Genomic DNA, 25,071 nt, shown 5'->3' with positions numbered 1-25,071 from the left:
GGCTACTCCTCCCTATTAGAAATTTGAGTATAATGTACATTATTTCATAATTGAATATGAATTTCTAACAGAACGAAGACCATAATCAGCAACTTCGGCAGCTGTTTTTCCTTTAAAGTCTCCAATAAATAACTCTAAAGATAAATAACCATCATAATGTATTCCATGGAGTATTTCCGCTATTTCACTAGTAGGACAAACTCCTTCCCCTGGGAAAACGCGGTCTTGATCTGTTAGACCCTCTACTTCAGGATAACTTGGATAATCATTTACATGAAAAACGCCGATTTGTTCTCCTTTTAAGTTTTTCAATCCAGCAAAATCACTGCCGCCAATATACATATGGAATGGATCTAATAACATTTTACCATTCGTAATATTACTTTTATCTAGTACGTAACACGCTTCATCCAATCTTGAAAGTTTTTTCGATTTGCCCCAGAACTCTAAAATCGGTTCTACTCCAATTTGTCGTCCAATACGAACTAGATGTTCAAAATAAATTGCCATTTCATCTAGGTTAGTCCCCTTTACATCTCCAAAAGGAGGCGCAGCAATATATTTACATCCGAGCGATTCTAACAATCGCATTTCTTTTTCCGCTTGTTCAAAAGCAGCTTTTCGTGTATCTTCATCCACATCAGCCCATTTAAAAAATGCAATCGCATTAATAAGCTCTAAATTTACTTCCTTTAATGAAGTTTGGATATCCTGAACTGTTCCACCACCGTCAATAAAAGCCTCGATGTCTTGCATCCAAAGCTCAATTCCATCGAAACCAGCTTCTCTAGCCACCTCAATTTGCTCGATGACATTAAGTTTAAAAGGGAATAATGTTGATGTATTAAGTGATATTTTAAATGGAAACATCTCTCTCATCTCTCTTTCTATTTATATACTAACTGGCAGCACTTTACCTAATTTGTGGCTTTCGATTGCAAGCTCAATTAGTCGTATATTCATTCTCGCTTCCTCAGGTTTAACAGCAAGATCTGCTGTCCCTGTAATATGATCATAAATATTTTGATAGTAATCCTGATATGCACCAGGGATTGTTTCTATCGCCCCTTTTACATTTAGTCCTCCCGCTGTCGTTTCAAAAGAACCCCATAGCTCTTCAGGCTCTCTCCCCCAATTTTTACTATTTGCTGGTGAGCGCCCATCTATCAATGCTTGTTCTTGCGGGTCTAAACCGAATTTGATAAAAGAACCTTTATCACCATGCAATATATAGCGAGGTCCTTTCGTACGTACTATCCTCGAAGATTTTAACGTTACTTTTAAATGATGATCATAGCCAAGAGTTAAATCGAAATAATCATGGGCCTTAGCACCTTCACGTTGAATTTGAACATCAGCAGAAATCGTGTTTGGAACTCCGAAAAGACATAAAGCTTGATCAAATAAATGCACTCCCAAATCGTATAATACGCCTGTTCCGATACCGGATTTTTCCCTCCAATTAGTAGATAATGCAATTGGATTAAAACTATCCCAATGGACTTCGCATTCCTTCACTTTACCAATTAAACCATTTTTAATAATTTCACGTATCGTCATAAAGTCTCCATCCCAGCGACGATTATGAAATACACTTAGGACTCTATTTCTTTCTTTCGCAAGTTCAATTAGTTCATCCGCTTCTTCTGTGGTAGCGGTAAAAGGTTTCTCAACAACAACATGTTTTCCATTGCTAAGAGCATCACGTACAAACTCTACATGATTTGTACTGGGAGTCGTTATAACGATTACATCAATTTCCGGATCTATGTATAGATCATTTGCAGAGCGGACTACCTCCACCCATGGATATCTTTCTTTAGAATAATCACTGCGTCGTTCCACTACCTTCTTTAGATTCAAGCCAGGTATTGAAGTGATAACAGGTGCGTGGAGAACCCTTCCTGCAAACCCATACCCAATTAAACCGACGTTCAGTTGTTTTTCCAAATAAATCACTCCATTTTTCATCTTATCTTCTATTAATTCTGAATATATAATGTAGTTTACTATACTTTACTATATATTTCTCCTTACCAAGGCCAAGCATCACCTTCTAGGTCAATAAATGCTGGCTCCTCCGCCAAGAATCGCTTATGATCATGAACAAGGTTCATGATTTTATCGGCGGCTACTTCAGGTGGATAAGTAGCTTGCTTGTAAAAAAATCCTTCCATATATGTTTGCATCCAACCAGGATGGAATACTAATACCTGTCCACCTAAAGACGTTAAATGCTTATGCAAAATAGCAGACTGCATATTCAACGCTGCCTTGGACATGCAATAACCATACCAGTTTGTCCGATGGTTCCTCTCTATACTTCCCGCTTCAGATGAAATATTTACTACTAGTTTTGTGTCCCCTTTTAACAATAATCCGACTAGATGATTCGTAATTCGTAAGGCACCAAGTGAATTCACATTAAATAATTGTTTCATTACCTCAAAATCTTGTTTCTCTAAGATTGTTGCATCTTTCGCCTGATCAATAATCCCGGCATTATTAATAATTACATCAATATAGGATGTTTTTGATTCGATGAAACTAGCAGCAGTCTTCACACTTTCATCACTACCGACGTCCAATTGAACCAACTGAAGCTTTTCTACATATTCCGATTTCAATTCATCTAAAAATCGCCATTCATCATTATAACGTCCAGCAAAAACCCTGTAACCATTCTCCAACAGCCAGCGTGTTAATGATAAGCCTAATCCACGATCTGCCCCAGTTACGAAAGCAACTTTTACCATAACGTTCCTCCTAGTAAGCGTCTTCAACTTATATTGTTCTTGATACATTTTCTCTTTAATAGGTGGAAAATCCTTTTTTATCAGCAGTTTCTCTGATAAATTATTAATATAATAATTCTACTAAAATAGAGCAAAAAAAAAATCTTCAACTCTTAAGTTGAAGATTTTTTTATCTGTATACCCGAGGCCGGACTTGAACCGGCACGCCCGCGAAGGCAGTGGATTTTGAGTCCCGTAATAAGGCTCGTCCACTCTCGAAACTATGCTACGTTAATGTTTACGTACGTTCTTACGGAAAATGTGCGATAGTTAGTAACATGACCCGTTTCCCTTTGTTGTATAGCATATCGCATATATCCGAATAGTACAAGCGATTATTTCGCATTTAGCGGACAATCCCTCGCGAAATTAAAACTAATTCGCTTAAAATGCGATTCTCTGCAAAAAAAGAGCGAGCCAGCCGAAGCCAACCCGCTTAATCCGTTTGTTAACGCATCCTAACTTCCATCGCCATTCGTTGCGACATCTGTTTTATTTTCCTCGAGGTTTCGAAAGGCGTCGATTCTGCTGGCGTAAAGTAGTTATTAAACGTCGGACTATATCCGCCATTAGTTGCGTTACCTACTTCGATATTGCCTATCGCTTTATTAATCGAAGTATAAGAACCCTGCGGCGTCGCATAACTTAGTGTCACTTGCTGTTTGTCCGGTATTGCCGCGGCTGCCAACAAATCAGCGGCTTTCTTTACTTTCCCTCTCATATTCTCGATACCTATGGCAAAACCTTCACCAGTATGTTTACCGATTTTAATAAGTTCGCGCGCAGGCGAATGAACACCGAGAAACGACATTATCGCTTCTTTAACGTTTCTAGCGATGTTCTCTGCTGCCGTCCATACCGCCTTACCCATTGAGCCGATTCCGTTTATTAATCCTTGGATGATGTCTTTACCGATTTGGTGAAGGTCTACTTCCTCGAAGAATTTAACAATATTTTTCCAAATTTTATCCGCGGTTTCTTTTATCGTATTCCAAGCGCCTTCCCAATCTCCGCGGATTAACGCCATGACCGTTTTGATTATTCCAAGTATTAAATCTATACCATTACGAACATACGTTTTTATTAATCCCCAAGCAATTTGTACTATTCCGGAAATAATAGGCCACACCATTTCGAAAATACCTTTTATAAGTCCCATGACCATCTTGATATTTTCCCAAATATTTTTAAAATTAAGTGTAACCAACGCTAAAATTTGCGCGCCGTTTTCATCCCAAAACTTTTTGAATTTATCAAGCAATTCTTTTCCAAAATTAACCATATCTGAAATTGATTTGGTTACTAAGTTTTTTATGAATTCAAACGCGGGAGCTGTGACTTTCTTCAACCAAGCCCAAGCCGCATCTACCATATCACGGAACCACTCAACCTTTTTATATGCCATAACAAGTCCGGTAGCAATAAGTAATAATCCCGCCACTATCAATACGTAAGGATTGGCGGCTAAGACGAAATTAAACGCAGTCCAAACGCCTTCTGCGATTTTGACGACTGTATTAAGTCCGGCAATATAACCGATAAAAATACCGAATGCCGCCGCAATTGGCGTAATTATCGGAAGCCACGGCACAAGTGCGTCTTTAAATTCTTTAATCTTTTGGATTAATGGTGGAATTGATTCAGCGCCTTTCTTTAGCACTTCCTCGAACTTCGCGCCAAATTCCGCAACCATCGTCCTCATATCCGGCAATCCGTTGGACTTTAACATGTTGTCAATACTCGTAATTATCTCCGCCATACCGCGCGCCACTGCCGTCTGCATGTTGCCGAAAGTACTGGCCCAAGAAGCACCGGCTTTTTTTGCTGCGCCTGAAATGTTAGTCACTCCGTTAGTACCTTCCATCATTCCGGTTGTTACGGTGTCAATAAATTCCTCGGCGCTTATTTTCCCTTTAGACAACGCTTCCTGTACATCGCCCGCATTTTTACCGGTTGCCATTGCATAAATACCTACCGCGTCGATACCAGCGTCAAATAGTCTGTTAAGTTGATCCATTCCGACGGTGCCTTTTGTCACCATCTTCGAGAGTGCATCGTTAACATTATCGAATTGAGCTTGCGAACCGTCTCCGTAGAATGCTACCGCATCACCGAACGCCTCAACGTATTTAGTTGCCTTGTCGACGGTCATGCCTCGAGTAACGAAGTTTTGTACGCTTGCTGCCGCACCATCTAGCGTGAAAGCAGTTCCCTTTACAATATCGTTAGTTCTATCAAGCGCCTTCTTTGTTTCTGTTGCGCTTCCGGTTATCGTTGTCATAACACGTTCGAATCGTTCGAAAGTATCGATACGGTTAAACGCTTTATTTACCGAGCTTTTAGCTATACTTAACGCCTTTGTACCAACGGCTACTAACCCAACAGCCGCCGCAAGTTTACCTAAGGTTAATTCGTTTGTCTTAGTTGCCTTACCGAATGACGAAAGTTTTTCCGTTGAATCCTTCATACCTCTAGCGAAATCAGATATATCTGCGCCAACCTTTACAAGTATGTCGTTAGCCATTGGATTTCACCTTTCTAGCATAACGAAACGCTGATTTCGCCAACTGTTCTGATAATAATTCAGCCTTATCAAATTGACCTTTTTGTAACGCTTGCGCTGATTTAATCGCCAATTTAAAAGAATCCTGCAAAAACCGGAAGTTTCGACGTTCAGAACGTGATAGCTTTAGCGCATCTAGCTTCGATAGACCTTCTTGCCATAGTTGCTCGGCTTCATTGGCTGCGGATAGCTCCCGTGCATTCCCGAGTATTTGACCGCCTTTTAAATAGTAGTTTTCGACGATTTCTTTTACGTCGTTTAGATTGTTCATTCGTTTCCCCTCTTTCTTTTGACTTTGATTAAATTTGACCTTTATAAAAAATAATAAAGCACCCGAGATTATTCGAGTGCCTTACGTTCATTTCTCATGCGCGCAATTTCAGCTTTCATCGCGTCTAAATCGCTTGTGCTTTCCGTGCTTGCCTTGTTATCAATTTCAAGCTTGTCCGAAAGTAAATCGTGCATTTGCAGATAAGTTCGCAGCATTGCCGCGTTACCATCTTTAATGATGTGATCGGGCACACTTTCAAGAACCTCCGGCAAACGGTCGAGCGTATTACGGACTACTTCCCGTTTCAGTGCTTCGTTAAATAGGTCGGACTTTTTCCACTCGTAAAGCGTCGACCTTGCTACGCCTACCTGTTCGGCAACTTCTTCGTAAGTAAGTCCGCCACGTTTAGGCTGTGCAAGTATCGTAATAGCTGCGATTTGCTTTTCGTTTAATCTTTTTGTCATTTTTCCCCTTCCTTTCTAATAAAAAAGACACCCGCTTAAAACGAGTGCCAAAATGTAGCGCAGACAGACACTAAAGAGTGACCGTCCGCTTCGGTTCCTCTCCGGCCCATCCGCAAGCCTTCATCGAGGTTTTAAAATTTATTTTAATATATCATTCAATTCCGTATGCTCTTTTGATTGCAGTAACTTTCATACTGTAATCGAATCTAATGTCATTTCGTTGCTGTTCTAATGCGGACAACAATTTGTACTTATTTGCGGATTGTGCTTGTCCAGGTCCGTACATAGCATCCTTTAACAACTCATATATTTTGTTAATCTCACCCTTATGCACCATTCTGGAGTATGCGTTAGCAGTATCGCTATAAACGCTCGATCTTTCTTGTTTTTCCTCTAGTTCTTTTTTAATCTCGATAAATTGCGCGAACAGTTCCCTAATTACATTTTTATCAAGGACATCTATTCTCGTTTTAATGAACTCTACTGATTCATCAAAATTATCTATCATAGATAACTCACTTCGGAACATTCCGGCCTGTGTACGAGCTTCATCGACACTTAACTTCGCGTCAGTCGGAACTTGTTGGAGCTTCTCTAATTCTTTCTTCTTTAAATCAGCTATCTTCTGCGTATATGTTTCCTGAATCTGATCGGCTTCAAGTTGGTGTTTCTTTAAGATTTCTTCTGCATCCTCTTTTTTACCTTCAGGAGAAAGACGATGATTATCTCGTACCTTATCTATATCATCTTGTAATTTACCTGCTAATGTATTAATTTTTTGTTTTAAGGTGTCGATTTCAGGAACGCTTATAACGATTCCCGAGCCTTCCTTCTCTAAACTTTCTGCTTTATACTGTTCTATCTGATAAATATTTCCTTTGTATTTATAACTTCCTCCCTCGTTTGAATCGTCAACCATAAATACTTCAACTAACTCTAATGCCGGATTTTTTTCAATCATTATTCATTTCCCCTTTTTGATAGTATTTTGATAGTTTTTTCATTTAATAGTTCCGAAATTTTGAAGCCTCGCTTATTTGGCTTGCGCCTGCTCTTTGGCTTCCGTTTCATTTGTATCTGTTTCATATAGTACCCTCCGTTTTAAACTAGATGCCCTAGAACGAACTGCGGTAAAATCCAATTGTCCAGCGTCGATATTTCCGCCTTTTAAATCGTCCAGTTCTTTAATATCTCGCCATGCATATCGGATTGCCGTATTACCCGGCTCTCCCATTTCCTCAACTACTTCGCGGATTTCCCGGGCAACTTCGCTCTCATGTCCGATAAATTGCCAACTTCCGAGATGTAGGCGACCTTTTTTGCCGTCCATGCCTACGGATAGAACGCCATTGCTCGTATTAATCGAATAGGCAACGAGGAATACGGTCGGCGCGGTTTTTTGTTTGAATTGGGCGGATGTATACCTTGTGCCGTCCTTTAATATTTCGATAGATGCGGTAGGCTCTGCATACTTAATCCGTTTGATAGCATCGTCGTAACCTTGTCCGATAAATACCACTTCATCCGCAATTGTACGAACTTTATAACGCTCGGTGTCGTCTATTTCTACGATTGCCCGATTATCCCGAAACATTGGCGATTGGCTACCGTCCCGATCTTCCTTGAATTGCCTAACGTGGCTTTCACTGTGTAAGAAGATAGCTTTCTCGGCATAAACGCAGTACATTCGCTCACTCCCTATTTTCGTAGTTTGTTGGAATATATCTCGCGCGGCGGACGATCGGACTCAATCAATATGCCGTTACGATTGTACTGCTTTTTTCTTTTTACTTGCTTGCGTCTATGTTTCCGCATTCATCAGTCTCCTTTAGTGTCGGCTTGAATAGCCTTACTTGGTTCTTATCAACGCTACCCTCGACCGCAATGATTCGTCCCGTGTCATCGGTTGTTTTTCGATGTATCTGCCCGCGTTCGAGTAGCTGCCTTATATGTGGCGGATAGGTAGATGACACTCGCCAATGGCCCGCGACTGCATCATAAAGATAAAGCGTTTCTTGTTCTTCGCGTGAGTAATAAGCCAATTTAACTAATCGACCGCCTTTCCGCATAATATCGCTTATACTGCGCTTGTAGCTCGTCCATGACATCGAAAATATGCCGCCCCGAAAAGTACGCAATCATCTTTATTACAGACCGAAGATTAGACTCAGAAAATTCCGGTGTATCTTCAAAAAATACAAATAAAGACTTGTCCCTTTTTCGAGAATTACAAGAATCGCATACTAGCTGTAGATTACTGATATGATGACGCGAGCCTTCCATACTCAACGGCGTTATATGGTCAATTGTCGGCGTGCTGTCAAATGGCTCCGAACAATAAGCGCAATGATCACTACATATATCGAATAAGACCTCTATTTCCTGTAAATCAGTTTCAACCGGTATCGGATATTTGTTCTGTTTCTCGTAAAACCGCCGAAAAGCCTTCGCCGGCTTAGTGTTTGATTGAAACTTGCACAACTTACACCGGTTGGAATAACCGCCTTTATAACGCTTGTCTACTTCGAATAATTCAAGCCGTTTTTCCTCGTCACATATCCGACATGTACGTGTTTCTTCTTTTGCAGTGATGGTCATAAGCGCTCACTCGCTTTTACTGCGTCAATGTTACGCTCGATTCGGCTTAGTCTCCGATATATTTCGATTAAGTTTTTTATCCTTTCCATTCCGTTCCTCTCCGTTCCATTCCGTTTTTTATTTCGATTTTAGTCCGAGTTCTTTTTCAATCTCCTGCATAACCTTCGTTATCTCGCGGTGTACAATAGTCTTATCCGTTTGCTGTAAAATCGCTAGTGCCTGCAAGTAGGCAGCGAGCGCTTGCGCCTTTCCATTCCCATCCATTCCGTTCCTCCTTCCGAAAAATATCGATTATCCTCCGGCTTCGTGCCTTCATCGGATAAAATAACGCTTGACACCGTTATGGTTTTTTGATATATTTAAGATGGGATATTCTGATTAAATTTATCAGAGAACAAATAAAAATCATCGGAGAACTCCATTTCAATGCGCGCAAGTCTCGCCGCTAAATGTCCGCTCATGCCGCGTTTTCCTTGCTCAACTAGGCAGATCGTAGCCGGAGATACACTTAAACGCTTCGCGAAGTCCTCCTGCGTTAAGCCTAGATAATGGCGGATCGTCCTCATTTTATTAGCCTGCATTATTCAAAACCCTCCTTTATTTACTTTCCAAGTTAAAATTATTCGGGTTTATCACCCGTCTTACTATATAAGGGACACAGCCCACGGCTATTTTTATAATTTATTGAATATTTACTCAATTCTTTCAATTTATTTTTATTCGTCCCGCTCGGTCACTATCTGCATATGCCTTTTCCGCTTCCTCAATCGATTTATACGTAATAACAGCGCCGTGTTTAGGTTTAACCTCTTTTATAACGGCACGCCTTACCGGTCTATTTGCGTTGATATTCCGCTGAATCGTCTTTGCTTCCGCTGCATATTCATATTTGCGTATGTCGTCGCCCACCGATTCGGTTAAACGCGGCACGTAGTAGCTTTCCGGCAAATATGAGCCGGTTTCTTTATAACGTCGGTCGGCGTCGCGCGCTGCCGTCCTGCATTCGTCACAACAGAAACGACTGTCATTGCGCTTGGCCGGCATATCTTTAAAGTTCGTCTTGTCGATTGGATAAACATTGAGACAAAACATATACTTGCAACTACGCCATTTCTTGCGTTCTACTCGGTAATCATCCCACGTAACTAACTGATCGAGCGTATTCCACGCTTCAACGCCGAAAATTTGCAACCGTAACATAAACAGCAAAGTAGAATCTTCAATCTTGTCCTTATAATCGGAGTACAGTGACGTAATCGAATAGTCCGCACGCTCTACATATCCTTTACAAAATACCGGAGGATTGGCGCGAATTGCTTCCTGTTCCGCGCGTTCTGCGTCGGTTATTAATCTATTAGCGAATCCTTCTAACGTATTAGCTGGTGCGCGTTTTATGGTTACGTCGTCCACGTTTGCGTAAATGTCGAGTATATTCGGCTTACGATTCGGAAAATCCTTACTATACTTTACAGCGTGTCTCGCTTTTAGCTTCGTTAGTAGTGCCACGTTTTCGGTTGTTTTAGTTGTCTTCATTGATATTTCCCCCTTGATTTTTGGTAGTTTTGGTAGTATTATATAGTTGGAGATGTACGTTTTCGGTACTAAGAACTTATATATACTAATTAATCCGTGAGTAACGGAGGTGACTCTTACGATACCTTAAAACGATTGGTAAACTCTCGGCGGTTAACATGTTGCTTAATTTCATTTTCATCCAGCAATAGCCGCGCTACCTCTACTAATGAATGTTTTGCTGTTACCTCTACACTTTGCTCACCTTCGGCCGGTTCACTTACTAGCAATCTATATTTATTAGGTTTATAGAATTTGTGGCCGACTTCCCTACTTCTTGCGATGTCAACTTCATTTTTCCGCGTGTACTCAATAAAGCCTTTTTCGATTAACTTCTTGATTCCGCTCTGTATTGTTTCGTTCGATTTTATGCCTAACATCTTTTTAGCACTCTTAATCGTCAAATAGAATACCTTACCATACCTTTTAGACGTGATAAGCATTGCATAGGCAAGCTGTTTCTGTCGAAATGTACCCACATTCAATACCTCGATAATTTCCGACCTGTATATCGTAATAGGCCTATCCATGTTTCCTAACTTATAATCACGGTCAAAAGCAAGATTTACAATACGTTCGGCTTCCTTACGCCAAAATTCCGGCTTACTTCCTTTACTGAAGTATTCGCGCGGTGTATTAAGAAGTACATCCATAATCGCCTCGACCGCTTCATCTTGTTCAAATCCCTGCGAATTAAAGAATATAGCGAGCTTGACCGTTGTACTATGGCGCGTATTCGAAGCAACTAAGCGGCCAGCCTTTAATATTTCGGCTGATCTTTGTAATGCGTCCGAAGCATCGACGGCGGTTATAGTCGTGTCCGTGCGCGCTTCAATCTCCCGAAACTCCGCTTCCTGCTCGTCAGTAAGTTCGACAGCACCGTCTTTAATTAGCGCGGCTGGCAACGGTTTAACTTCGTTTAGATAGTAAAATGACTTTATCGGCTCGAGCGTTCGCGGATTAACGAACCAGCAACGGCTCCCCGTACGTTGGTGTATGCCTAGCGGTAATTTAACGCCTTGCGTCCACGTCGGGCGAAACTCCACCTTATCGGACGAATAGCCCGCGTCTTTGATGACGTTGTTATAAAACTTTTCGACTTTTTCGACCGGTAATGCTTCATCGAAAAATAAGTCGATATGATAGCCTTTGCTCCCGCTAACACTTACGTGAATATCTTCGATAGTGATGTTATACCGCATAATTAACGTGGCGATAATTTCCATAGTCGCGCGTTTGGCAGCTTGCGTATCGTCCTCGAAGTCGACATCGAAGGTAATAAACTTGTTAGTACCGTTCGCATTGAATACTCCGTATGTGTTAAGCCCCTCTAAATGCCTTGCGAGCATACCGTCATTTAACGTCCATACATTCGCGGACTTGTTTCGACTGTTTGTAAAATACGTGCTTTCCGTTTGAACGAGATACTTGCGGCGCGTAGTGACATATAATTCATTTAGTTTTTCGATAGTTTGGCTGTTATTTTTCGGTGGTTTCAATATTCATTCACCCTTTCTTGTTATTTTCTCTAACTCGTAATTTAATGCTTCCGACTGCTCAAACACAAAGACAATATTGCCTGGAATTTTGCGTGAGGTGTCGATGTCCACAATCTTAAAACCTTTCGAAAGTAAATGCTTGGCGACGCGGTAACTTAAAATACACTTCATCTTTCATCCTCCTTTGTGTTGGTTTTCGGTGGTAATAACTTATATATACTAATCCAAGTACGTAGAGGACGGATATGACGCCAATTCCTCTGACAATTCGGGACTATCACGAAATACATAGAGATACTTGCCGGGCCGCAACTCGCTTTCTGTTTTGCCGAGATAGTCTTTTTTAAAGCCAGCTTCGATCATATCCATTGCCGTAAATATGTCCGTAATAATTTTTAAGTCCGGTAGATTCATATTGTTTATAACCTCCTATTAATAATGTGGTGACCAGAACGGATAATTCCGCTTGACAGGTAGGTATTTTTTCGATATGATATTAATGAAGAATTATGTTTAAATCTGTACTAATGAAAAACATAAAAAACACCTCCTCTGTTATAGTGAAATGGCTACCGCTTATTTAAAGCGTGATATAGCCGTTTTAAGGGTTGTCCGCTATGTTGACCCTATTTCGACGTTAAAACGCCTGTACGGGCTTTTAAAAGCGTTTAAAACGGCATGCTCGGAAAAATCATCCGAAAACAAGCCGACAAGCAGACTACTCCTAAAAAATAATAGTCTCCCTACTTGTAGTAAATTGGGAATCCCTTTTTCTGTAAGTAATTTACATATTTTAGGTAAAATTTTACCTTTAGTCCTAGTGTCTGTGTCTAAATTGTGAACAACCCACTTCAAAAATGAGTCTAAAGTCCTATAAAAACTTTAAAAAGTATACTCGTTGGTAAATTTTAACTACTGCCGAAATTGGTAAATATGGAAGTAAATACCATGATACAGTCAATCTACCTTCGACTATAACAGGACGACCGCGTTTAATCCGCCTTTGTATAAACCACTTTTAAAACTCGTTTTATTTCCGCCAGTTCCTCGTCTGTTAAATCGAAAGCTAGACGGACTTTTTCGGCTGTTCTCGATGTAAGCGGCTTAAATCCCGCCTCGATCTGCGCTACTAGACCGTGACTAACCACGAGCATTTTCGCATATTCCCGCTGCGTCAATCGCCTTGATACTCGGATAAATCGAAATAATTCGCTGTTCATTCGGACAATCTCCTCTCATTGGTATAAATTGCTTACTATATCGGAAAAAAAATCGACACCGCGCAGGAGTTGTGAGTAATACGCGGCATCGTCATACCTATACATTAAGCGACGACTGGAACGGATAATATACTAATCTATCGAAATTTTTCAATACATTCTTTTTTCTTTTAGAAATGCGTCTCGATATTCTTTGTTATTTGCGAACTTAATACAGAAGTTGCGAAAATGACTTTTACTGTAATTTGTTTTGAAATATCTTCTAGCCTGAATGCTTCCGTCATAGTAAAGTAGGGACTCATCTCCTTGGTAAATCCAAACGCAATATGAATATTCGGGATTACCTCCGCTATCAAATTCCATTTGAAATGTAAAATCATTGATTTCTGTACCGTCAATCATCGTCCTCATTAGTTCTCTCTCCTTTTTCATTATTTATAGATAGCGAACCGACCTAAAGCAAGATCCTTTATTCCTCGTCCATATCCCCGCATAACTCATATACGTAAAGGTCTAAGACAATATCGAGCAGTTCTTCTACGGATAGTGTATGAGGCTTTACGTAATATTCACCTTTTATACCTGACTGAAATTCCGCAGCTATCTCCGGTGTTTCAAATCGCATAACATCAACGATATTTCCATCGCTGTCATGTACCTCGTAAATGTGACTCGTTAGTTTATTTCTTCCGCCTTCAAGTACAGTTAAATTGGTCATTTTTCATCGTCTCCTTTTAGTTGTTTTTATTTGTTGTCGGGAAAAATTCCTTCCTACCGTCTTATATACAAAATTCACTCTTTCCGCAATTTCGGAGTAGAAAATTTTACCCTATACTATTTATAACCAATGCATAAAGAAAAAGTGGTACATCCTAATTTTTTCCAATTAATATAAAAAGCCAATAATACCAATGGATTAACAGTTAAAATATATTTTTTCTTCTTACTTATGTAGGATACGTGCAGACCAATTTTTGGCATGTGTTTCGTAATAATTTGTGAACATTCTGTGACAATATGTCTTTTTATATGAAGAAGGACGACCGGCTGCCATTTTCCGACCCTGACTTTCTTCGCTAATATAGGGAAAAACAATGTCGAATAGTTTTCGTTTACAAACAAACGTTCGCTGTGTTAATCTAATAAAGACGATCCCCGCCAAAGGATCGCCTCTATGTAACCGCAGCTTATACGTGTTGCCGCACGTTAGCCGCTTATATTCGAAGCAATGTCGCCAAAAGGAGTGCCGCTCCTACATTGCCCTTGCCCTCCGCGTGCCTTTCCTAACGTTCGCCAAATCGTTAGGCCGCATCATCGGGCTATTACCTTGCTTATACGTTTAAAAATTCAGCGATCCTTAACTGTACATTAAGCGACGCTCTTATTTCCTCGCTCTTTTCCCGATTTCGACCGATACGTTCCTTTAAGCTCTCTATCGACTCGGACAAGCTCTGGAACATTATATCGATAGGGATAAACTCGTCCTTAATGACGCGTCGCCTGCGGAGTAAATTCTGCAATGCTATCGAATATTGATAGCCTATATCCTCGTTTAAATCGACCTTTTCTAATTCGTGATAAAGTTCGCTTATCTGCTTATCAGTCCTAGACATTTCCGCCTTTAACTTATAATAAGTACGTTTCACTTCCGCATGTGTACTGCGTAAACTCTCGAAAGGCTTTTCATATAAACGATCGCTTAACTCGCCCATTTATGTCCCTCCGGTAGTTTAATAAAACGAGATGCCGCGGTTAGTGTCTGTAATTCATCTTCGGTTAGTTCTACGCATCCCATGACCGCCCGCTTACTTACGCCCGTTATTTCTCGAAATGTCTCCGGATTAACGTTATATGTCTCGCCTGCCTCATTATCGAAATTATACCATCCTACGACCGTCTTGCGATAAGATATTCGTTTCATTTCGATTCCCCCTCGATAATATTGATATTTACCGTAAATACTCTGCCAAGTCTGCGATAGTCATAGTCGCCAATTCCATAACATTTATCGCAGGAAAGTTATTTCTATCCGCCAATAATTCAAAACGCTTAGTTTCGCTATATTCCAGTACTTCCTCGTCCTCGCCAATAGAACGATTGAAGTAATAAAACGTTATGCCAAGCTCGTCGACTGATACTGCCGTTTTATCCGATAGTATGCAGGCATCAGTATCGATAATCTGATCGTCAGGCGCTTCGTTTAAATCCCACATACGGATGATTACCGGTCTCACATGCACGCCCTCACTATTTCGAATAAATCTACAGCCTTTAATTCGTCCAGCTTGCCGAACATGTCTTGCGTCTTTTCCGTCCACTTAAACGGTATATCTATTTTTTCGACGACCAGCTCCGCGTCCTGTTGATCGTAGACTTTTAGAGTTACGCCCGGCAATAGTTTCGCTGTCTCGATTACAACTCCGCGCCCTTCTTCAATTTCGACTAATTCGATGTGGTTAAACCTCATTTCGCAATCCCTCCGATAATATTTTCGTATTTCGTAACTTATTAACCTTTAACCTAACTACTTTTCGACCTCCTTACCTTGGCCCATGTTTCCGATGAAATAACCAATGAAAAGCGTACATAGATTCGCAAATATGAAAGCCGATATTTCCATTTTGATAACCTCCTTTTTCGCTTTTGTAAACACCATAGTGTTCAACTTAATTTTTATTTTACACACCTTAGTGTGCATAGTCAACACTTTTTATAAAATAATTATTAAAAATGAAACACACCTTAGTGTATATTAGTTATAATTGATAAATACTATTATTCCGGAGGGATTTATTATGATTATTAATGGAATTAGAATTAATTTAGAGAAAGTCATGAAGGAAAAAGGTTATAACATCGGAACACTTGCGGAGAAGGCTGAAATGCACCGAAACGGAATATCGAAGATTATTAACGGAAAAAATAACGGGATAGAGTTCGATACATTAGATAAATTATGTACTGCGTTAGATTGTAACGTAGGAGACATTATCGAACATGTAAAAAACGACAACCCAAAGTGAAAATTTTTATTGCGAAATTTTTTTGAGCAGGAACACTAAAAAAGCGACCCCGTTTTCGAAATGAGGTCGCCTTTTTGCTTTCTATTATCCGATTTTCACCTTAATTCCAGCGTTTCCCTTTTCTATCGGACGTTGATCCTTATTCAACGAGCCAATAAATCCGCTAAATGTTTGCGCCTGAAAAACTTTCATCGGATATTTAGCATCGATTGCATATCGCTGCTCCGACAAAATAAGAACGCGCGGAAACGGTTTTAATATGCCATCGTTATATAATGCGATATACCTCGCCATTTTATCGGACATTTGCCGTTCTGAATATACGGTCTTTTGCACCTCGATAAAGAAAGGCGTCTTGCGGTACTCGCAGTAAATGTCGGGTTCCACTTTTCCTTTGTCGCCGTACTTAGGCTCAACGAGAAATGTGTCAAGCTGCCCCAGCCGACGTATCTCCTTATATACTTCGACTATTGCGAGGAAATGTCCGATCTTTGCGCTATTCTTCTTCATATTAACGTCCGGTCCGAAATAAACGTAAGGCACAAACGCAGTCGACCGTTGAATATGTCCGTCACGTAAGAGCCGGAGCAAGACGTTATTCGCTGCATAGTTCGGATTTTTTAAGCCTGCGAAGTGTAATTCGGCTATCGAATCGCGGTCCATTACGCGGAACTTGTTTAAATCGCTTATAATCGCTTTATCTCTCTTAGTCAATCGCATCGAGAAACACGTCCTTTTCCGTTAATATTTCCGTAGCTGGCTCGACTTTCTTCGGCTGGCGCTTCGATACCATGAACGGATTAAGCAACTCTTTCGCCTTCTCCATCCGTAAATATGGCGCCTGCAGTCCGTAAACTTTATTGCTATTCATAATGAAGTATCCACTATGTTCGATCATGTGCGCGTTTGGCGTATTGACTATTTTAGATTCTGTAATATCGCGCAATTTAAAACCCATTGACACGGTTAAATTCGCCCGGATAGTAGTATCGAGGACCTTTGCGCTTGGTCGCTGCATCGATAATATTGCAAATACTCCGAGCGTGCGTCCGATTGCTACTATTTCCGTTAAAATATCCATGATGTCCTCGTCTTTGCGTAACATTACGAACTCGTCGATACATACCACGATATAAGGTCGCCTATGCTCCGCGGGCAAGTCGTCGATATGTCCCACTTCGAATAGTTCCGTTAAATCGCTGCGTTCATCCAGTTCGCGCTTAACTTGGTCAAGCATCGACCTAATATCGGACGAACTGCTATAAACGCATTTCACATGCTCTACCTTTCGAAATAAATGAAACTCGGATTTTTTGCAATCACCTAAGTAAAGCTCCAATTCCGACGGCTTTTTCGTCTTAATCAGCGTCGTCAATATCGAGCGTAATTGCGTTGATTTGCCCGAGCCTGTTTCGCCTGCAATCAATATATGAGGCTGTATAGTTAAATCAAACGCTACATAATGACCCTTACGGTCTATTCCGCAGACAATTCCGAGTTTATAGTCGTCAATGAACGGCTTAATTTCCTCGAAGTCATACGGTAATTCTGCGGGCGCCTTGCTCCGTACTGATAATGTATATCGCTTGTATTCACCGTCCAGTTCGATTGATTTGCCGAAATGCTGGACGAATGCGAAATAGTTCTTTTTTATTAGCGCGGGATCGAGTCCGTTAGGTAACGTGAATACATATTCCGTAGCCCGTTCGGTAGATTTTACCGAATGAATTTTCGGATACACTCTATTTTCTCCGAAAGTAAGGTACAAGCCCGCAGACTTAAACGTATCAATCAACTTCTTACGTGCGCTCAAATTCCGCCATATGTTCATCGAAAGAACACCTCCGCCAGTATATCGAGAAAATATAAGCCCGTTCCGTAAGCCGCGACGGTTAAGCCGATTTTTAATAACGTGCCAATCCATCGAAATCCATATTCGCCGGCAAGCCGTTCAATAAGCGCCATGCCGACGATGCTGGATGCGCCAGCTACGAATAACCAGTCAATCGCAATCATCGTCTTTACCTCCTTTTTTCTTTTACCTCTCTTAACAGATTTACGAAATCCGTATCCTATTGACTTTAGGCTCGATTAAATGCACTTACTATAAACAGATAGAAATGTTACAAAACAGAAAATAAAAATAGACGCTTTCCTTTTGTAAAATATTTTCTACTGTTTTGGTTACGTGTTATATGCCTATGCTGTCTTAGAACGATAATTGCCTGTCTTTCCAAATTTAATTGTGCAAAATATCAAAATTAAAACGTGAAAGGATAAATGCTATGACTTGTAGAAATTTAGTTAAGGTGATTAAAATGAGATTAAAAAGTAATATTGGGGAACTAATAGATAAGTCTCCATACAAGCGAGAATATTTTAGAGAGAAATTTAATAAATCGAGGAATACTATTTCGAATTGGTGTACCGGAAAGAGTTACCCGTCAATACCCGAAATGTATGAACTAGCCGAAATATTGAAAGTAGATCCTGGGGATTTATACGAGAGGATAAACGATGAAAATAATAGTGGAAATGATTTTTAAACATAAAGACGGAGCATCAATGAGATTTTCCGAAACTTACGGACCTAACGGCTTTAATCCGGTAAGAATTGCCTATCCACTTGTTAGGGGAAAAATGAGGGAATTTTATGACGCGGTGGAAATTTTCGAAGTAAAGGTAAACGGTGAAGATGTAACGGAACGAATCCTAAAGGTACATAAAGTTTACGACCGGAAATTATTTGATAAATACGAGGATCAGCTTCCTTTTTGACGTTATATTAAAAACCATAGGCACGCTACCTTTTTTCGAAAATATAAACGATTCCCTACCGAATACACCCGTTAATGATTCCGATATTGAAAAAGGCAAGAGTACGCCCTATATTTTACGTATAGAAACGATAATAGGAGGATTGATTCGGAGAAAGTCAAAGTGATTTTTTGTTTTCCGCGAGTAAGAGTCGGAAGGGGAACGGCTCAATTTTCGGAGGCCCCGCGGGGGGTATTCGTCGACCTTAAACCCCTCGAGGCTACGATTTTGTAAGAAATAGTCCGAACTCTGGACGGAAGCTGACGCTGACCCTACCCCGCCGGGCATAAAAAAGACAGCCGGTTTATTAATCGACTGCCTTCTCCTTCATTCTTGCGTACAATGTCGCACGCTTTACGCCTGTTAACTTGCATATGTCCGTGACACTTAGCGCATTGTTCTCGCGGTCGTTCATTAGTTCGATAGCTTTCCGTAAGTCTCGTTCGCTACTGCTTGCCGGTCGGCCCATGTGCTTGCCTTGCGCCTTTGCTCGTTCCCTTCCTTCGGTTGTTCTTTCAACGATAAGGTCACGTTCAAACTGCGCAAAGCTACCGAGTATATTGAACATTAACGAGTTCATTCCGCTAGACTTCTCGCCTGCTTTAAACGTCATCATGCCGTCCTGAATAAAGACTACACTTACGCCTTTGTCGTTAAGCTCCGATACAATCTTATTAAGGTCGATGATTGAGCGAGCCAATCGGTCTATCTTCGTTACATATACCGTATCGCCAGGCCGTACATGGTCGATCATGTTAGCGAGTTCCTTACGTGGGGCGGTCGATGTACCGGTCACCTTCTCGACATATAGACGCTCGCAGCCCTCCGCCTTTAATATCGCCTCTTGCGTTTCTAAGTCCTGACCTACCGTCGATACACGCGCATAACCTATCTTCATAATCGAACACCCTCCGTCTATAAGTTTGCTAACTTCTATACGTTTAATTATAGACTAACTTTAAGACAGTATCAAGCGTTAATTACGAATAATTTCCGGCATATTTTCGGAATGTCTATAAGTTAATACTTTTAGACGGTATTTCGAAATTGAACATCATATGTTTATCGTTATTGATTTTATTATCTATCGAATATGCGCATGTACATTTTCGGTACTAAGAACTTATATAATACCTATAACGTAAATATCGGATATAAGCGATGTACATTTTCGGTACTAAGAACTTATATATAACGATAATAACGTAATAGTGCGCACCTATGCGATAAAGGCGGAATAGGTTCGGATTAAGCACTCGATCGCGCGGTCAACTTTACATACTCGAATTTACTCCGATACTTTTTCCGGATTCCTACTATATAATCGTCGTTTTTCGAAATATGCCCGAATTGCAAAGCGTTGGAGGGGTCGCGCGGAAATGCCCTTCGCCTTATAAAAACGGCTTTCATGTCCGATATTGTCCGCTATACCTTTCGTATTCCTTCAATATAAGCGCTCTTTTTCCGATAATCGGACGCTTGACCCCGTGAGTTTTCGGAGGCTTCGAGCCTTGAACGCTTCGCCGGACTACCTGACGACGATTTTACGTTGCATCACGGGGCATGTTTTCGTCCTACCTTCGAAATAATTCCTTCTATATATGCGTCAAGTCTAGCGCCTTTACAGACGTATGCAACATTCGGCGGGGTCTTTTAAATTCCTTCTATCGACTTTTTATATTTCTCGTAATCTTCCTCGTCCATATCTCCGTTTAATTGTACGAGTATGTTATCGTGTTCAATCGTCCACGAGAAGAACATTGCGCTTTCTTTGCCGAGTTTATCGTAATACTCTTTCGTCTGTTTTAAATCGTCATTCTTATCGAAAGACATTACGCGGACATTGCAATCGTCACATACGAAAGGAACCGTAAATATTTTCCCTTCCTTTGCTTTCATCGGTGCTAGTCCGTAATCATCTTTAGTCATTTTGCGCACATCTTCCACAACCAAGCCGTCATCCTCGAATGCTTTTATCGCATCATCTACGGATAGCGACTTCGATCCACCGGTACCGGATGAACAGGCGGATAACAATACGATTAAAATTAATAATACCCAAGACATACAATTTCTCATGAAATCCCTCTTTTCTATAAATAGTATATACTTATTTTTCCAACCCAATATTTACCGGGTTCGCTACTCTGAAATTCTTAATCGCGCTGACATGACCTTTACCTTGCTTCACTTGAACGGAAAATTCTTGCTTCGTTTCATAATCGGCAAAATCCATCCAAAATGACGAGTCATCTTTCCTTCTGCCTCCGATAGCTGCGCCTGCAATTGCGCCTAGTCCTCCGGTAAGTACTCCGCCTATTATTGCTCCTGCCGCTGCTTTGCCTGCGCTTCTCGTATGCCTTTCTTCCTTATGAGCGCCGAGGAAATAGTAAAGTTTTCCCTTCACCTTTACAACTCCTTCACCGTACTCCTTTTCCTCGGACACCATCTTATAAATATTCGCCATTGCCTTATTAAAAAGATTTTGCCCGCCAATTACTTCAAAAGATGTTTGCTTTTTCATTGCGTCTTTAAAAAAACCCATAGAAACCCCTCCGATTTTTAATTAATTATACTAAAAATTCCAAGATTTTGCCAAGTCCTTCCATTTCCTCGAAGTATAGACGGTCAAGCATACGATCCAGTACGCCCGAATAATAGCCAGCTATATTTCGAATATTCTTCGATTTAGTCGCCATAACTGCAGCCTTTAACGCTTGCCAGCCCGCTTGTTCTACCGATTGCTTATCGAAGGCTTGTCCACGTAATAAAGGTGTAGAATGCGCCTTATACACTCCGAATAAGCGACTAATTAACGGCTGATTGCCTTCGCCTATGGTCGATTGAATAAACGCCTTAAAGCGTGCGTAATACGTATTATTTATAAGGTCTTTTTGATTAAAAGAAGAAATAGGTTCGTTTCCATTTTCGGACGGCTCTACGCTTGTCTCCGTAGGCTCTACGGCATCCTTGCGACTGGACAACTCCGACTGGACATCGTAAGGTAAAATACGATAAATATTCGCACCGAATCCGCCGGATACTTCACGCATAAACGGTAATTTTTCGATAATGCCTAACTCGATTAATCTCGCAATGGCACGTCGAATAGTTCGGCCAGTCTTACGGATAACTTCCGCGATAGTAGCCGTTTTTAAGTGAGCAACGCCCGGATATTTGACGGCATAACGAGCCAGCATTAATAAGACATCGCGAGCCGTGTCGTTTAAATCGTATGTATGGGCGCTAATATGGGCGCTAATTGCTTCGTTTAGTTCGGACTTATTCGAGAACGTCTGATAGTCGGATAGATAGTTCATTTTTCGGACTCCTTTACGGAAGTCCCTCGTTTACAGAAACGTATGTTCGATTAATGACACGCACTTAAATAAACGTTGCATACCTGTCTTTTTTTCGGTATACTAACGGTAACTGATAAATATTGCTAACCCATTGGCGTGGGTGTGCGCTGTCCTTCGTTTCTATCGCGGAGGGCTTTTTTTATTTTTATAAGTCTTTTAAAGGTGAAAAGTCTTTGTGTTTCTCGTAAACGTCGCTAGAGTATAAATTGACGTAGACCCGAACCATTTCCATAGTGGAATGTCCGAGTATTTTCTGTAATTCAAATACTCCGGCTCCATTCATAACGGACATTTTTGCGAATGTATGTCTTAAAGTATGTGGCGAACAACGAACGCCCTTAATGCCTGCTTTCCGACCGTACTTCGCTACTAGCCTTTGCATGGTCGCCCTTTGCATCGCTTCGCCGTCTATGGTTACGAATAAATGATCCGTTTCACAAGTTCCTCTTAGTTTTAAATAGCGCCGTAACTGCTCTTTCATCTTCGCTTGAATCGGTACATACCTATGGAAATTATTTTTCGTATGTCGGACAAAGATAACGCCCTCTGATAGTTTTACATCTTCGACAAGGATAGCTGCAGATTCCGATAACCTTAGTCCAGTTTCGAGTAGCAATAACATATATGTATAGTCGCGGACTCCTGTAAACGTCCGTTTGTCCGTTGCATTCAGTAGCTGGCGAACTTGCTTCATGTTAAACGCTTCAATATTTCCCGAGCGTATCTTTAATAACGGATAGCCTTTCATCGGATTGTTACGAATAAACTTAGACTCTTTTAAAAATCCGAATAAAGCGCGTATTGCTCGAAGGGTCGTATTGATTGCGCCATTACTTAAAACTCGCTCATTTTGTAAATACTCTACGTAATTATCGATGTCGTGCCGCATGACCCTACTAATAAAATCCGTTTTTTCCTGCGTAACTAGCCATCTGCGGAACAAACCGGTCCGCATTTTATAGTAAGAAATGGTATCCGGACGTAATCCGCGCCGTTCTGCGTCTGCCATAAATCGCTTTACTGCTTCGTCATAGGACAACGTTTCTAACTCGATCGGCTCCGTTGCTATATCGATTTCTCGCGGAGTTAAATCGTTTTTTCTCCGCTTACCTGTGTTTTTTGCCATGAAAATAGCGCTCCCTCCGTTTAATTCAAAGGGAAACGCTCGTTCGCAAGTATGCACTGGACTAATGTTCGCACGTTCTCCGTAAAATGAACGCAAAAAGACGACGCCCAAGCGGATTAATTCCGTTCGAACGCCGTCCTATCAACGTTTAGTATACCCGAGGCCGGACTTGAACCGGCACGCCCGCGAAGGCAGTGGATTTTGAGTCCACCGTGTCTGCCATTCCACCACTCGGGCAAAGCTTATGGAGGCGGCAACCGGATTTGAACCGGTGATAAGGGTGTTGCAGACCCGTGCCTTACCACTTGGCTATGCCGCCAATTTAATTGGAGCGGAAGACGGGATTCGAACCCGCGACCCCCACCTTGGCAAGGTGGTGTTCTACCACTGAACTACTTCCGCAAATACTGGGCTAGCTGGATTCGAACCAACGAATGACGGAGTCAAAGTCCGTTGCCTTACCGCTTGGCTATAGCCCATCAATTAAAAGGAATTAACTTTTATAAATAAAATGGGGCGACTAGTGGGAATCGAACCCACGATGTCGGAGCCACAATCCGATGCGTTGACCATTTCGCCATAGCCGCCATAATATTGGCAGGGGTAGTAGGAATCGAACCCACATCAAAGGTTTTGGAGACCTTCGTTTTACCATTAAACTATACCCCTGTATTAAAATGGTGGTGGGGGACGGATTCGAACCGCCGAACCCGGAGGGAGCGGATTTACAGTCCGCCGCGTTTAGCCACTTCGCTACCCCACCAGTATATAATTAATTGAATAAATGGTGGCTCAGGACGGAATCGAACCGCCGACACAAGGATTTTCAGTCCTTTGCTCTACCGACTGAGCTACTGAGCCTATGTATATAAAATATGGCGGTCCGGACGGGACTCGAACCCGCGACCTCCTGCGTGACAGGCAGGCATTCTAACCAACTGAACTACCGGACCAAGTTTTTTTCAAGTTTACTTGAAAATAAACTACATTACTCTTCGAGTTTACTCGAAAATAACTTACATTACTATTCAAGTTTACTTGATAGTAACTTAATTGCGGGGGCAGGATTTGAACCTGCGACCTTCGGGTTATGAGCCCGACGAGCTACCGGACTGCTCCACCCCGCGATAATAATAATGGTGACCCCTACGGGATTCGAACCCGTGTTACCGCCGTGAAAGGGCGGTGTCTTAACCGCTTGACCAAGGGGCCATATAGTATATGAATGGCGGAGAGCAAGGGATTTGAACCCTTGAGACAGCGTTAGCCGCCTACACGATTTCCAATCGTGCTCCTTCGGCCACTCGGACAGCTCTCCAATATGGCTCCGCAGGTAGGATTCGAACCTACGACCGATCGGTTAACAGCCGATAGCTCTACCACTGAGCTACTGCGGAATAATAGGATCGCCTGGCAACGTCCTGCTCTTGCAAGGGGAGGCCCCTTACTACCATCGGCGCTGAAGAGCTTAACTTCCGTGTTCGGTATGGGAACGGGTGTGACCTCTTCGCCATCGTCACCAGACATTTCATAATCGACATATACTATTATAATATGTTTTATGTATTTTTCAAGAGAAATTTTTCATTCCCTCAAAACCAAATAATAGAGAAGGCAAACCGTATTTGATTAAGTCCTCGATCGATTAGTATCCGTCAGCTCCATGTGTCGCCACACTTCCACACCGGACCTATCAACCTGATCATCTTTCAGGGATCTTACTCGCTTGCGCGATGGGAAATCTCATCTTGAGGGGGGCTT

At 41.4% G+C, this 25,071-nt stretch carries 33 protein-coding genes, 13 tRNA genes and 1 rRNA gene; 3 read left to right on the top strand and 44 right to left on the bottom strand.

The window, feature by feature from the left end:
* Positions 1–39: 39 nt before the first annotated feature.
* From KHA97_RS00240 to KHA97_RS00135, 22 genes are all read right to left on the bottom strand, one after another.
* Positions 40–870: a sugar phosphate isomerase/epimerase family protein gene (locus KHA97_RS00240; protein WP_213122799.1), complete on the bottom strand. Its 831-nt coding sequence runs from the start codon at positions 868–870 to the stop codon at positions 40–42.
* Positions 871–891: 21 nt separating this feature from the next.
* Positions 892–1,959, bottom strand: coding sequence for an oxidoreductase (locus KHA97_RS00235; RefSeq protein ID WP_325167423.1), 1,068 nt, complete (start codon positions 1,957–1,959; stop codon positions 892–894).
* A 74-nt stretch (positions 1,960–2,033) separates the two neighbouring features.
* Positions 2,034–2,756 (bottom strand): SDR family NAD(P)-dependent oxidoreductase, encoded by a 723-nt coding sequence (locus KHA97_RS00230; RefSeq protein ID WP_213122797.1) that lies wholly within the window; start codon positions 2,754–2,756, stop codon positions 2,034–2,036.
* Between the two features lie 487 nt (positions 2,757–3,243).
* Positions 3,244–5,319 carry a tape measure protein gene (locus KHA97_RS00225; RefSeq protein WP_213122796.1) on the bottom strand — a complete coding sequence of 692 codons (2,076 nt, stop codon included), beginning with the start codon at positions 5,317–5,319 and terminating at the stop codon, positions 3,244–3,246.
* A complete protein-coding gene (locus KHA97_RS00220) occupies positions 5,312–5,629 on the bottom strand; it encodes a hypothetical protein (RefSeq protein ID WP_213122795.1) in 318 nt (105 codons plus the stop codon). The genes KHA97_RS00225 and KHA97_RS00220 overlap by 8 nt, the downstream gene beginning before the upstream one ends.
* A 68-nt stretch (positions 5,630–5,697) precedes the next feature.
* Positions 5,698–6,093: a phBC6A51 family helix-turn-helix protein gene (locus KHA97_RS00215; protein WP_213122794.1), complete on the bottom strand. Its 396-nt coding sequence runs from the start codon at positions 6,091–6,093 to the stop codon at positions 5,698–5,700.
* A 151-nt stretch (positions 6,094–6,244) separates the two neighbouring features.
* Positions 6,245–7,054, bottom strand: coding sequence for a hypothetical protein (locus KHA97_RS00210; protein WP_213122793.1), 810 nt, complete (start codon positions 7,052–7,054; stop codon positions 6,245–6,247).
* A 72-nt stretch (positions 7,055–7,126) separates the two neighbouring features.
* Positions 7,127–7,780, bottom strand: coding sequence for a hypothetical protein (locus tag KHA97_RS00205; RefSeq protein WP_213122792.1), 654 nt, complete (start codon positions 7,778–7,780; stop codon positions 7,127–7,129).
* A 356-nt stretch (positions 7,781–8,136) separates the two neighbouring features.
* On the bottom strand, positions 8,137–8,691 hold the full coding sequence (locus KHA97_RS24545; protein ID WP_213122791.1) for an HNH endonuclease: 555 nt from the start codon (positions 8,689–8,691) through the stop codon (positions 8,137–8,139).
* Positions 8,692–8,808: 117 nt separating this feature from the next.
* On the bottom strand, positions 8,809–8,955 hold the full coding sequence (locus tag KHA97_RS00195) for a hypothetical protein (RefSeq protein WP_213122790.1): 147 nt from the start codon (positions 8,953–8,955) through the stop codon (positions 8,809–8,811).
* 95 nt (positions 8,956–9,050) lie between these two features.
* A complete protein-coding gene (locus tag KHA97_RS00190) occupies positions 9,051–9,272 on the bottom strand; it encodes a helix-turn-helix transcriptional regulator (protein ID WP_213122789.1) in 222 nt (73 codons plus the stop codon).
* A 124-nt stretch (positions 9,273–9,396) separates the two neighbouring features.
* Positions 9,397–10,224: a hypothetical protein gene (locus KHA97_RS00185; protein ID WP_213122788.1), complete on the bottom strand. Its 828-nt coding sequence runs from the start codon at positions 10,222–10,224 to the stop codon at positions 9,397–9,399.
* Positions 10,225–10,340: 116 nt separating this feature from the next.
* A complete protein-coding gene (locus tag KHA97_RS00180; protein ID WP_213122787.1) occupies positions 10,341–11,762 on the bottom strand; it encodes a TOTE conflict system archaeo-eukaryotic primase domain-containing protein in 1,422 nt (473 codons plus the stop codon).
* A gap of 3 nt (positions 11,763–11,765) precedes the next feature.
* Positions 11,766–11,933 carry a DUF5659 domain-containing protein gene (locus KHA97_RS00175; protein WP_213122786.1) on the bottom strand — a complete coding sequence of 56 codons (168 nt, stop codon included), beginning with the start codon at positions 11,931–11,933 and terminating at the stop codon, positions 11,766–11,768.
* Between the two features lie 48 nt (positions 11,934–11,981).
* Positions 11,982–12,176, bottom strand: coding sequence for a hypothetical protein (locus tag KHA97_RS00170; RefSeq protein WP_213122785.1), 195 nt, complete (start codon positions 12,174–12,176; stop codon positions 11,982–11,984).
* Positions 12,177–12,754: 578 nt separating this feature from the next.
* Positions 12,755–12,982, bottom strand: coding sequence for a helix-turn-helix domain-containing protein (locus tag KHA97_RS00165; RefSeq protein ID WP_213122784.1), 228 nt, complete (start codon positions 12,980–12,982; stop codon positions 12,755–12,757).
* A gap of 150 nt (positions 12,983–13,132) precedes the next feature.
* On the bottom strand, positions 13,133–13,393 hold the full coding sequence (locus tag KHA97_RS00160; protein WP_213122783.1) for a hypothetical protein: 261 nt from the start codon (positions 13,391–13,393) through the stop codon (positions 13,133–13,135).
* Between the two features lie 58 nt (positions 13,394–13,451).
* Positions 13,452–13,700: a hypothetical protein gene (locus KHA97_RS00155; protein ID WP_213122782.1), complete on the bottom strand. Its 249-nt coding sequence runs from the start codon at positions 13,698–13,700 to the stop codon at positions 13,452–13,454.
* Positions 13,701–14,313: 613 nt separating this feature from the next.
* The gene (locus tag KHA97_RS00150) at positions 14,314–14,694 is read right to left on the bottom strand and encodes a hypothetical protein (protein WP_213122781.1); all 381 of its coding nucleotides are present in this window, start codon (positions 14,692–14,694) and stop codon (positions 14,314–14,316) included.
* Entirely contained in the window at positions 14,682–14,903 is a 222-nt protein-coding gene (locus KHA97_RS00145; RefSeq protein WP_213122780.1) for a hypothetical protein, read from the bottom strand. Before KHA97_RS00145 ends, KHA97_RS00150 begins: the two co-directional genes overlap by 13 nt.
* Before the next feature lie 28 nt (positions 14,904–14,931).
* Positions 14,932–15,216 (bottom strand): hypothetical protein, encoded by a 285-nt coding sequence (locus KHA97_RS00140; protein ID WP_213122779.1) that lies wholly within the window; start codon positions 15,214–15,216, stop codon positions 14,932–14,934.
* Entirely contained in the window at positions 15,213–15,449 is a 237-nt protein-coding gene (locus KHA97_RS00135; RefSeq protein WP_213122778.1) for a hypothetical protein, read from the bottom strand. Before KHA97_RS00135 ends, KHA97_RS00140 begins: the two co-directional genes overlap by 4 nt.
* Positions 15,450–15,777: 328 nt before the next feature.
* Here KHA97_RS00135 and KHA97_RS00130 point away from each other — a divergent pair, with 328 nt between their 5' ends.
* Positions 15,778–16,005 carry a helix-turn-helix domain-containing protein gene (locus KHA97_RS00130; RefSeq protein WP_213122777.1) on the top strand — a complete coding sequence of 76 codons (228 nt, stop codon included), beginning with the start codon at positions 15,778–15,780 and terminating at the stop codon, positions 16,003–16,005.
* Between the two features lie 84 nt (positions 16,006–16,089).
* Here the strand turns inward: KHA97_RS00130 and KHA97_RS00125 are convergent, their stop codons facing one another.
* The 3 genes from KHA97_RS00125 to KHA97_RS00115 all read right to left on the bottom strand — a co-directional run bounded on the left by KHA97_RS00125 (position 16,090) and on the right by KHA97_RS00115 (position 18,021).
* Positions 16,090–16,515, bottom strand: a complete 426-nt coding sequence (locus KHA97_RS00125; protein ID WP_233713260.1) for a hypothetical protein — start codon at positions 16,513–16,515, stop codon at positions 16,090–16,092.
* A 196-nt stretch (positions 16,516–16,711) separates the two neighbouring features.
* On the bottom strand, positions 16,712–17,836 hold the full coding sequence (locus tag KHA97_RS00120) for an FtsK/SpoIIIE domain-containing protein (RefSeq protein WP_213122775.1): 1,125 nt from the start codon (positions 17,834–17,836) through the stop codon (positions 16,712–16,714).
* Positions 17,833–18,021 carry a hypothetical protein gene (locus tag KHA97_RS00115; RefSeq protein WP_213122774.1) on the bottom strand — a complete coding sequence of 63 codons (189 nt, stop codon included), beginning with the start codon at positions 18,019–18,021 and terminating at the stop codon, positions 17,833–17,835. Before KHA97_RS00115 ends, KHA97_RS00120 begins: the two co-directional genes overlap by 4 nt.
* Before the next feature lie 269 nt (positions 18,022–18,290).
* Between KHA97_RS00115 and KHA97_RS00110 the strand changes: the two genes are divergently transcribed.
* Entirely contained in the window at positions 18,291–18,551 is a 261-nt protein-coding gene (locus KHA97_RS00110; protein WP_325167390.1) for a helix-turn-helix transcriptional regulator, read from the top strand.
* Entirely contained in the window at positions 18,523–18,783 is a 261-nt protein-coding gene (locus KHA97_RS00105; protein WP_213122772.1) for a hypothetical protein, read from the top strand. Before KHA97_RS00110 ends, KHA97_RS00105 begins: the two co-directional genes overlap by 29 nt.
* 346 nt (positions 18,784–19,129) lie before the next feature.
* Here the strand turns inward: KHA97_RS00105 and KHA97_RS00100 are convergent, their stop codons facing one another.
* From KHA97_RS00100 to rrf, 19 genes are all read right to left on the bottom strand, one after another.
* Positions 19,130–19,720: a recombinase family protein gene (locus KHA97_RS00100; protein ID WP_213122771.1), complete on the bottom strand. Its 591-nt coding sequence runs from the start codon at positions 19,718–19,720 to the stop codon at positions 19,130–19,132.
* 755 nt (positions 19,721–20,475) lie between these two features.
* A complete protein-coding gene (locus KHA97_RS00095; protein WP_213122770.1) occupies positions 20,476–20,901 on the bottom strand; it encodes a hypothetical protein in 426 nt (141 codons plus the stop codon).
* A gap of 31 nt (positions 20,902–20,932) precedes the next feature.
* Positions 20,933–21,367, bottom strand: a complete 435-nt coding sequence (locus KHA97_RS00090) for a hypothetical protein (protein WP_213124361.1) — start codon at positions 21,365–21,367, stop codon at positions 20,933–20,935.
* Positions 21,368–21,392: 25 nt separating this feature from the next.
* Entirely contained in the window at positions 21,393–22,142 is a 750-nt protein-coding gene (locus tag KHA97_RS00085) for a helix-turn-helix domain-containing protein (RefSeq protein ID WP_213122769.1), read from the bottom strand.
* Positions 22,143–22,329: 187 nt separating this feature from the next.
* Positions 22,330–23,310 carry a tyrosine-type recombinase/integrase gene (locus KHA97_RS00080; protein WP_213122768.1) on the bottom strand — a complete coding sequence of 327 codons (981 nt, stop codon included), beginning with the start codon at positions 23,308–23,310 and terminating at the stop codon, positions 22,330–22,332.
* A 154-nt stretch (positions 23,311–23,464) separates the two neighbouring features.
* A tRNA-Leu gene (locus KHA97_RS00075) sits at positions 23,465–23,547 on the bottom strand.
* A gap of 8 nt (positions 23,548–23,555) precedes the next feature.
* Positions 23,556–23,629 (bottom strand) — tRNA-Cys (locus tag KHA97_RS00070).
* Between the two features lie 8 nt (positions 23,630–23,637).
* Positions 23,638–23,712 (bottom strand) — tRNA-Gly (locus tag KHA97_RS00065).
* A 5-nt stretch (positions 23,713–23,717) separates the two neighbouring features.
* Positions 23,718–23,789, bottom strand: a tRNA-Gln gene (locus KHA97_RS00060).
* 33 nt (positions 23,790–23,822) lie between these two features.
* Positions 23,823–23,897 (bottom strand) — tRNA-His (locus KHA97_RS00055).
* A gap of 8 nt (positions 23,898–23,905) precedes the next feature.
* Positions 23,906–23,979: transfer RNA gene (locus tag KHA97_RS00050), tRNA-Trp, on the bottom strand.
* Between the two features lie 9 nt (positions 23,980–23,988).
* Positions 23,989–24,073 (bottom strand) — tRNA-Tyr (locus tag KHA97_RS00045).
* A 22-nt stretch (positions 24,074–24,095) separates the two neighbouring features.
* Positions 24,096–24,171 (bottom strand) — tRNA-Phe (locus tag KHA97_RS00040).
* Between the two features lie 15 nt (positions 24,172–24,186).
* Positions 24,187–24,263, bottom strand: a tRNA-Asp gene (locus KHA97_RS00035).
* 100 nt (positions 24,264–24,363) lie between these two features.
* Positions 24,364–24,437, bottom strand: a tRNA-Met gene (locus KHA97_RS00030).
* A 10-nt stretch (positions 24,438–24,447) separates the two neighbouring features.
* Positions 24,448–24,522, bottom strand: a tRNA-Glu gene (locus KHA97_RS00025).
* A gap of 14 nt (positions 24,523–24,536) precedes the next feature.
* Positions 24,537–24,628 (bottom strand) — tRNA-Ser (locus KHA97_RS00020).
* Positions 24,629–24,632: 4 nt separating this feature from the next.
* A tRNA-Asn gene (locus tag KHA97_RS00015) sits at positions 24,633–24,707 on the bottom strand.
* Positions 24,708–24,718: 11 nt separating this feature from the next.
* A 5S ribosomal RNA gene (gene rrf, locus KHA97_RS00010) occupies positions 24,719–24,834 on the bottom strand.
* Positions 24,835–25,071: the final 237 nt, after the last annotated feature.

It is taken from the genome of Lederbergia citri (assembly GCF_018343625.1).
GTDB lineage: Bacteria > Bacillota > Bacilli > Bacillales > Bacillaceae_C > Lederbergia > Lederbergia citri.
This window is presented reverse-complemented; position numbering and strand designations above follow the sequence as displayed.

Bases quoted from the DNA above. Each gene is read 5' to 3' on its own strand.
- KHA97_RS00190 (WP_213122789.1), bottom strand. From the start codon at position 9,272: ATGCAGGCTAATAAAATGAGGACGATCCGCCATTATCTAGGCTTAACG.
- KHA97_RS00115 (WP_213122774.1), bottom strand. From the start codon at position 18,021: ATGATTGCGATTGACTGGTTATTCGTAGCTGGCGCATCCAGCATCGTC.
- KHA97_RS00170 (WP_213122785.1), bottom strand. From the start codon at position 12,176: ATGAATCTACCGGACTTAAAAATTATTACGGACATATTTACGGCAATG.
- KHA97_RS00085 (WP_213122769.1), bottom strand. From the start codon at position 22,142: ATGAACTATCTATCCGACTATCAGACGTTCTCGAATAAGTCCGAACTA.
- KHA97_RS00090 (WP_213124361.1), bottom strand. From the start codon at position 21,367: ATGGGTTTTTTTAAAGACGCAATGAAAAAGCAAACATCTTTTGAAGTA.
- KHA97_RS00175 (WP_213122786.1), bottom strand. From the start codon at position 11,933: ATGAAGTGTATTTTAAGTTACCGCGTCGCCAAGCATTTACTTTCGAAA.
- KHA97_RS00110 (WP_325167390.1), top strand. From the start codon at position 18,291: ATGACTTGTAGAAATTTAGTTAAGGTGATTAAAATGAGATTAAAAAGT.
- KHA97_RS00160 (WP_213122783.1), bottom strand. From the start codon at position 13,393: ATGAGGACGATGATTGACGGTACAGAAATCAATGATTTTACATTTCAA.
- KHA97_RS00195 (WP_213122790.1), bottom strand. From the start codon at position 8,955: ATGGATGGGAATGGAAAGGCGCAAGCGCTCGCTGCCTACTTGCAGGCA.
- KHA97_RS00215 (WP_213122794.1), bottom strand. From the start codon at position 6,093: ATGACAAAAAGATTAAACGAAAAGCAAATCGCAGCTATTACGATACTT.
- KHA97_RS00130 (WP_213122777.1), top strand. From the start codon at position 15,778: ATGATTATTAATGGAATTAGAATTAATTTAGAGAAAGTCATGAAGGAA.
- KHA97_RS00225 (WP_213122796.1), bottom strand. From the start codon at position 5,319: ATGGCTAACGACATACTTGTAAAGGTTGGCGCAGATATATCTGATTTC.
- KHA97_RS00205 (WP_213122792.1), bottom strand. From the start codon at position 7,780: ATGTACTGCGTTTATGCCGAGAAAGCTATCTTCTTACACAGTGAAAGC.
- KHA97_RS00095 (WP_213122770.1), bottom strand. From the start codon at position 20,901: ATGAGAAATTGTATGTCTTGGGTATTATTAATTTTAATCGTATTGTTA.
- KHA97_RS00120 (WP_213122775.1), bottom strand. From the start codon at position 17,836: ATGAACATATGGCGGAATTTGAGCGCACGTAAGAAGTTGATTGATACG.
- KHA97_RS00155 (WP_213122782.1), bottom strand. From the start codon at position 13,700: ATGACCAATTTAACTGTACTTGAAGGCGGAAGAAATAAACTAACGAGT.
- KHA97_RS00105 (WP_213122772.1), top strand. From the start codon at position 18,523: ATGAAAATAATAGTGGAAATGATTTTTAAACATAAAGACGGAGCATCA.
- KHA97_RS00165 (WP_213122784.1), bottom strand. From the start codon at position 12,982: ATGAACAGCGAATTATTTCGATTTATCCGAGTATCAAGGCGATTGACG.
- KHA97_RS00080 (WP_213122768.1), bottom strand. From the start codon at position 23,310: ATGGCAAAAAACACAGGTAAGCGGAGAAAAAACGATTTAACTCCGCGA.
- KHA97_RS00125 (WP_233713260.1), bottom strand. From the start codon at position 16,515: ATGAAGAAGAATAGCGCAAAGATCGGACATTTCCTCGCAATAGTCGAA.
- KHA97_RS00210 (WP_213122793.1), bottom strand. From the start codon at position 7,054: ATGATTGAAAAAAATCCGGCATTAGAGTTAGTTGAAGTATTTATGGTT.
- KHA97_RS00100 (WP_213122771.1), bottom strand. From the start codon at position 19,720: ATGAAGATAGGTTATGCGCGTGTATCGACGGTAGGTCAGGACTTAGAA.
- KHA97_RS00240 (WP_213122799.1), bottom strand. From the start codon at position 870: ATGTTTCCATTTAAAATATCACTTAATACATCAACATTATTCCCTTTT.
- KHA97_RS00185 (WP_213122788.1), bottom strand. From the start codon at position 10,224: ATGAAGACAACTAAAACAACCGAAAACGTGGCACTACTAACGAAGCTA.
- KHA97_RS00230 (WP_213122797.1), bottom strand. From the start codon at position 2,756: ATGGTAAAAGTTGCTTTCGTAACTGGGGCAGATCGTGGATTAGGCTTA.
- KHA97_RS00220 (WP_213122795.1), bottom strand. From the start codon at position 5,629: ATGAACAATCTAAACGACGTAAAAGAAATCGTCGAAAACTACTATTTA.
- KHA97_RS00145 (WP_213122780.1), bottom strand. From the start codon at position 14,903: ATGAAACGAATATCTTATCGCAAGACGGTCGTAGGATGGTATAATTTC.
- KHA97_RS00135 (WP_213122778.1), bottom strand. From the start codon at position 15,449: ATGAGGTTTAACCACATCGAATTAGTCGAAATTGAAGAAGGGCGCGGA.
- KHA97_RS24545 (WP_213122791.1), bottom strand. From the start codon at position 8,691: ATGACCATCACTGCAAAAGAAGAAACACGTACATGTCGGATATGTGAC.
- KHA97_RS00150 (WP_213122781.1), bottom strand. From the start codon at position 14,694: ATGGGCGAGTTAAGCGATCGTTTATATGAAAAGCCTTTCGAGAGTTTA.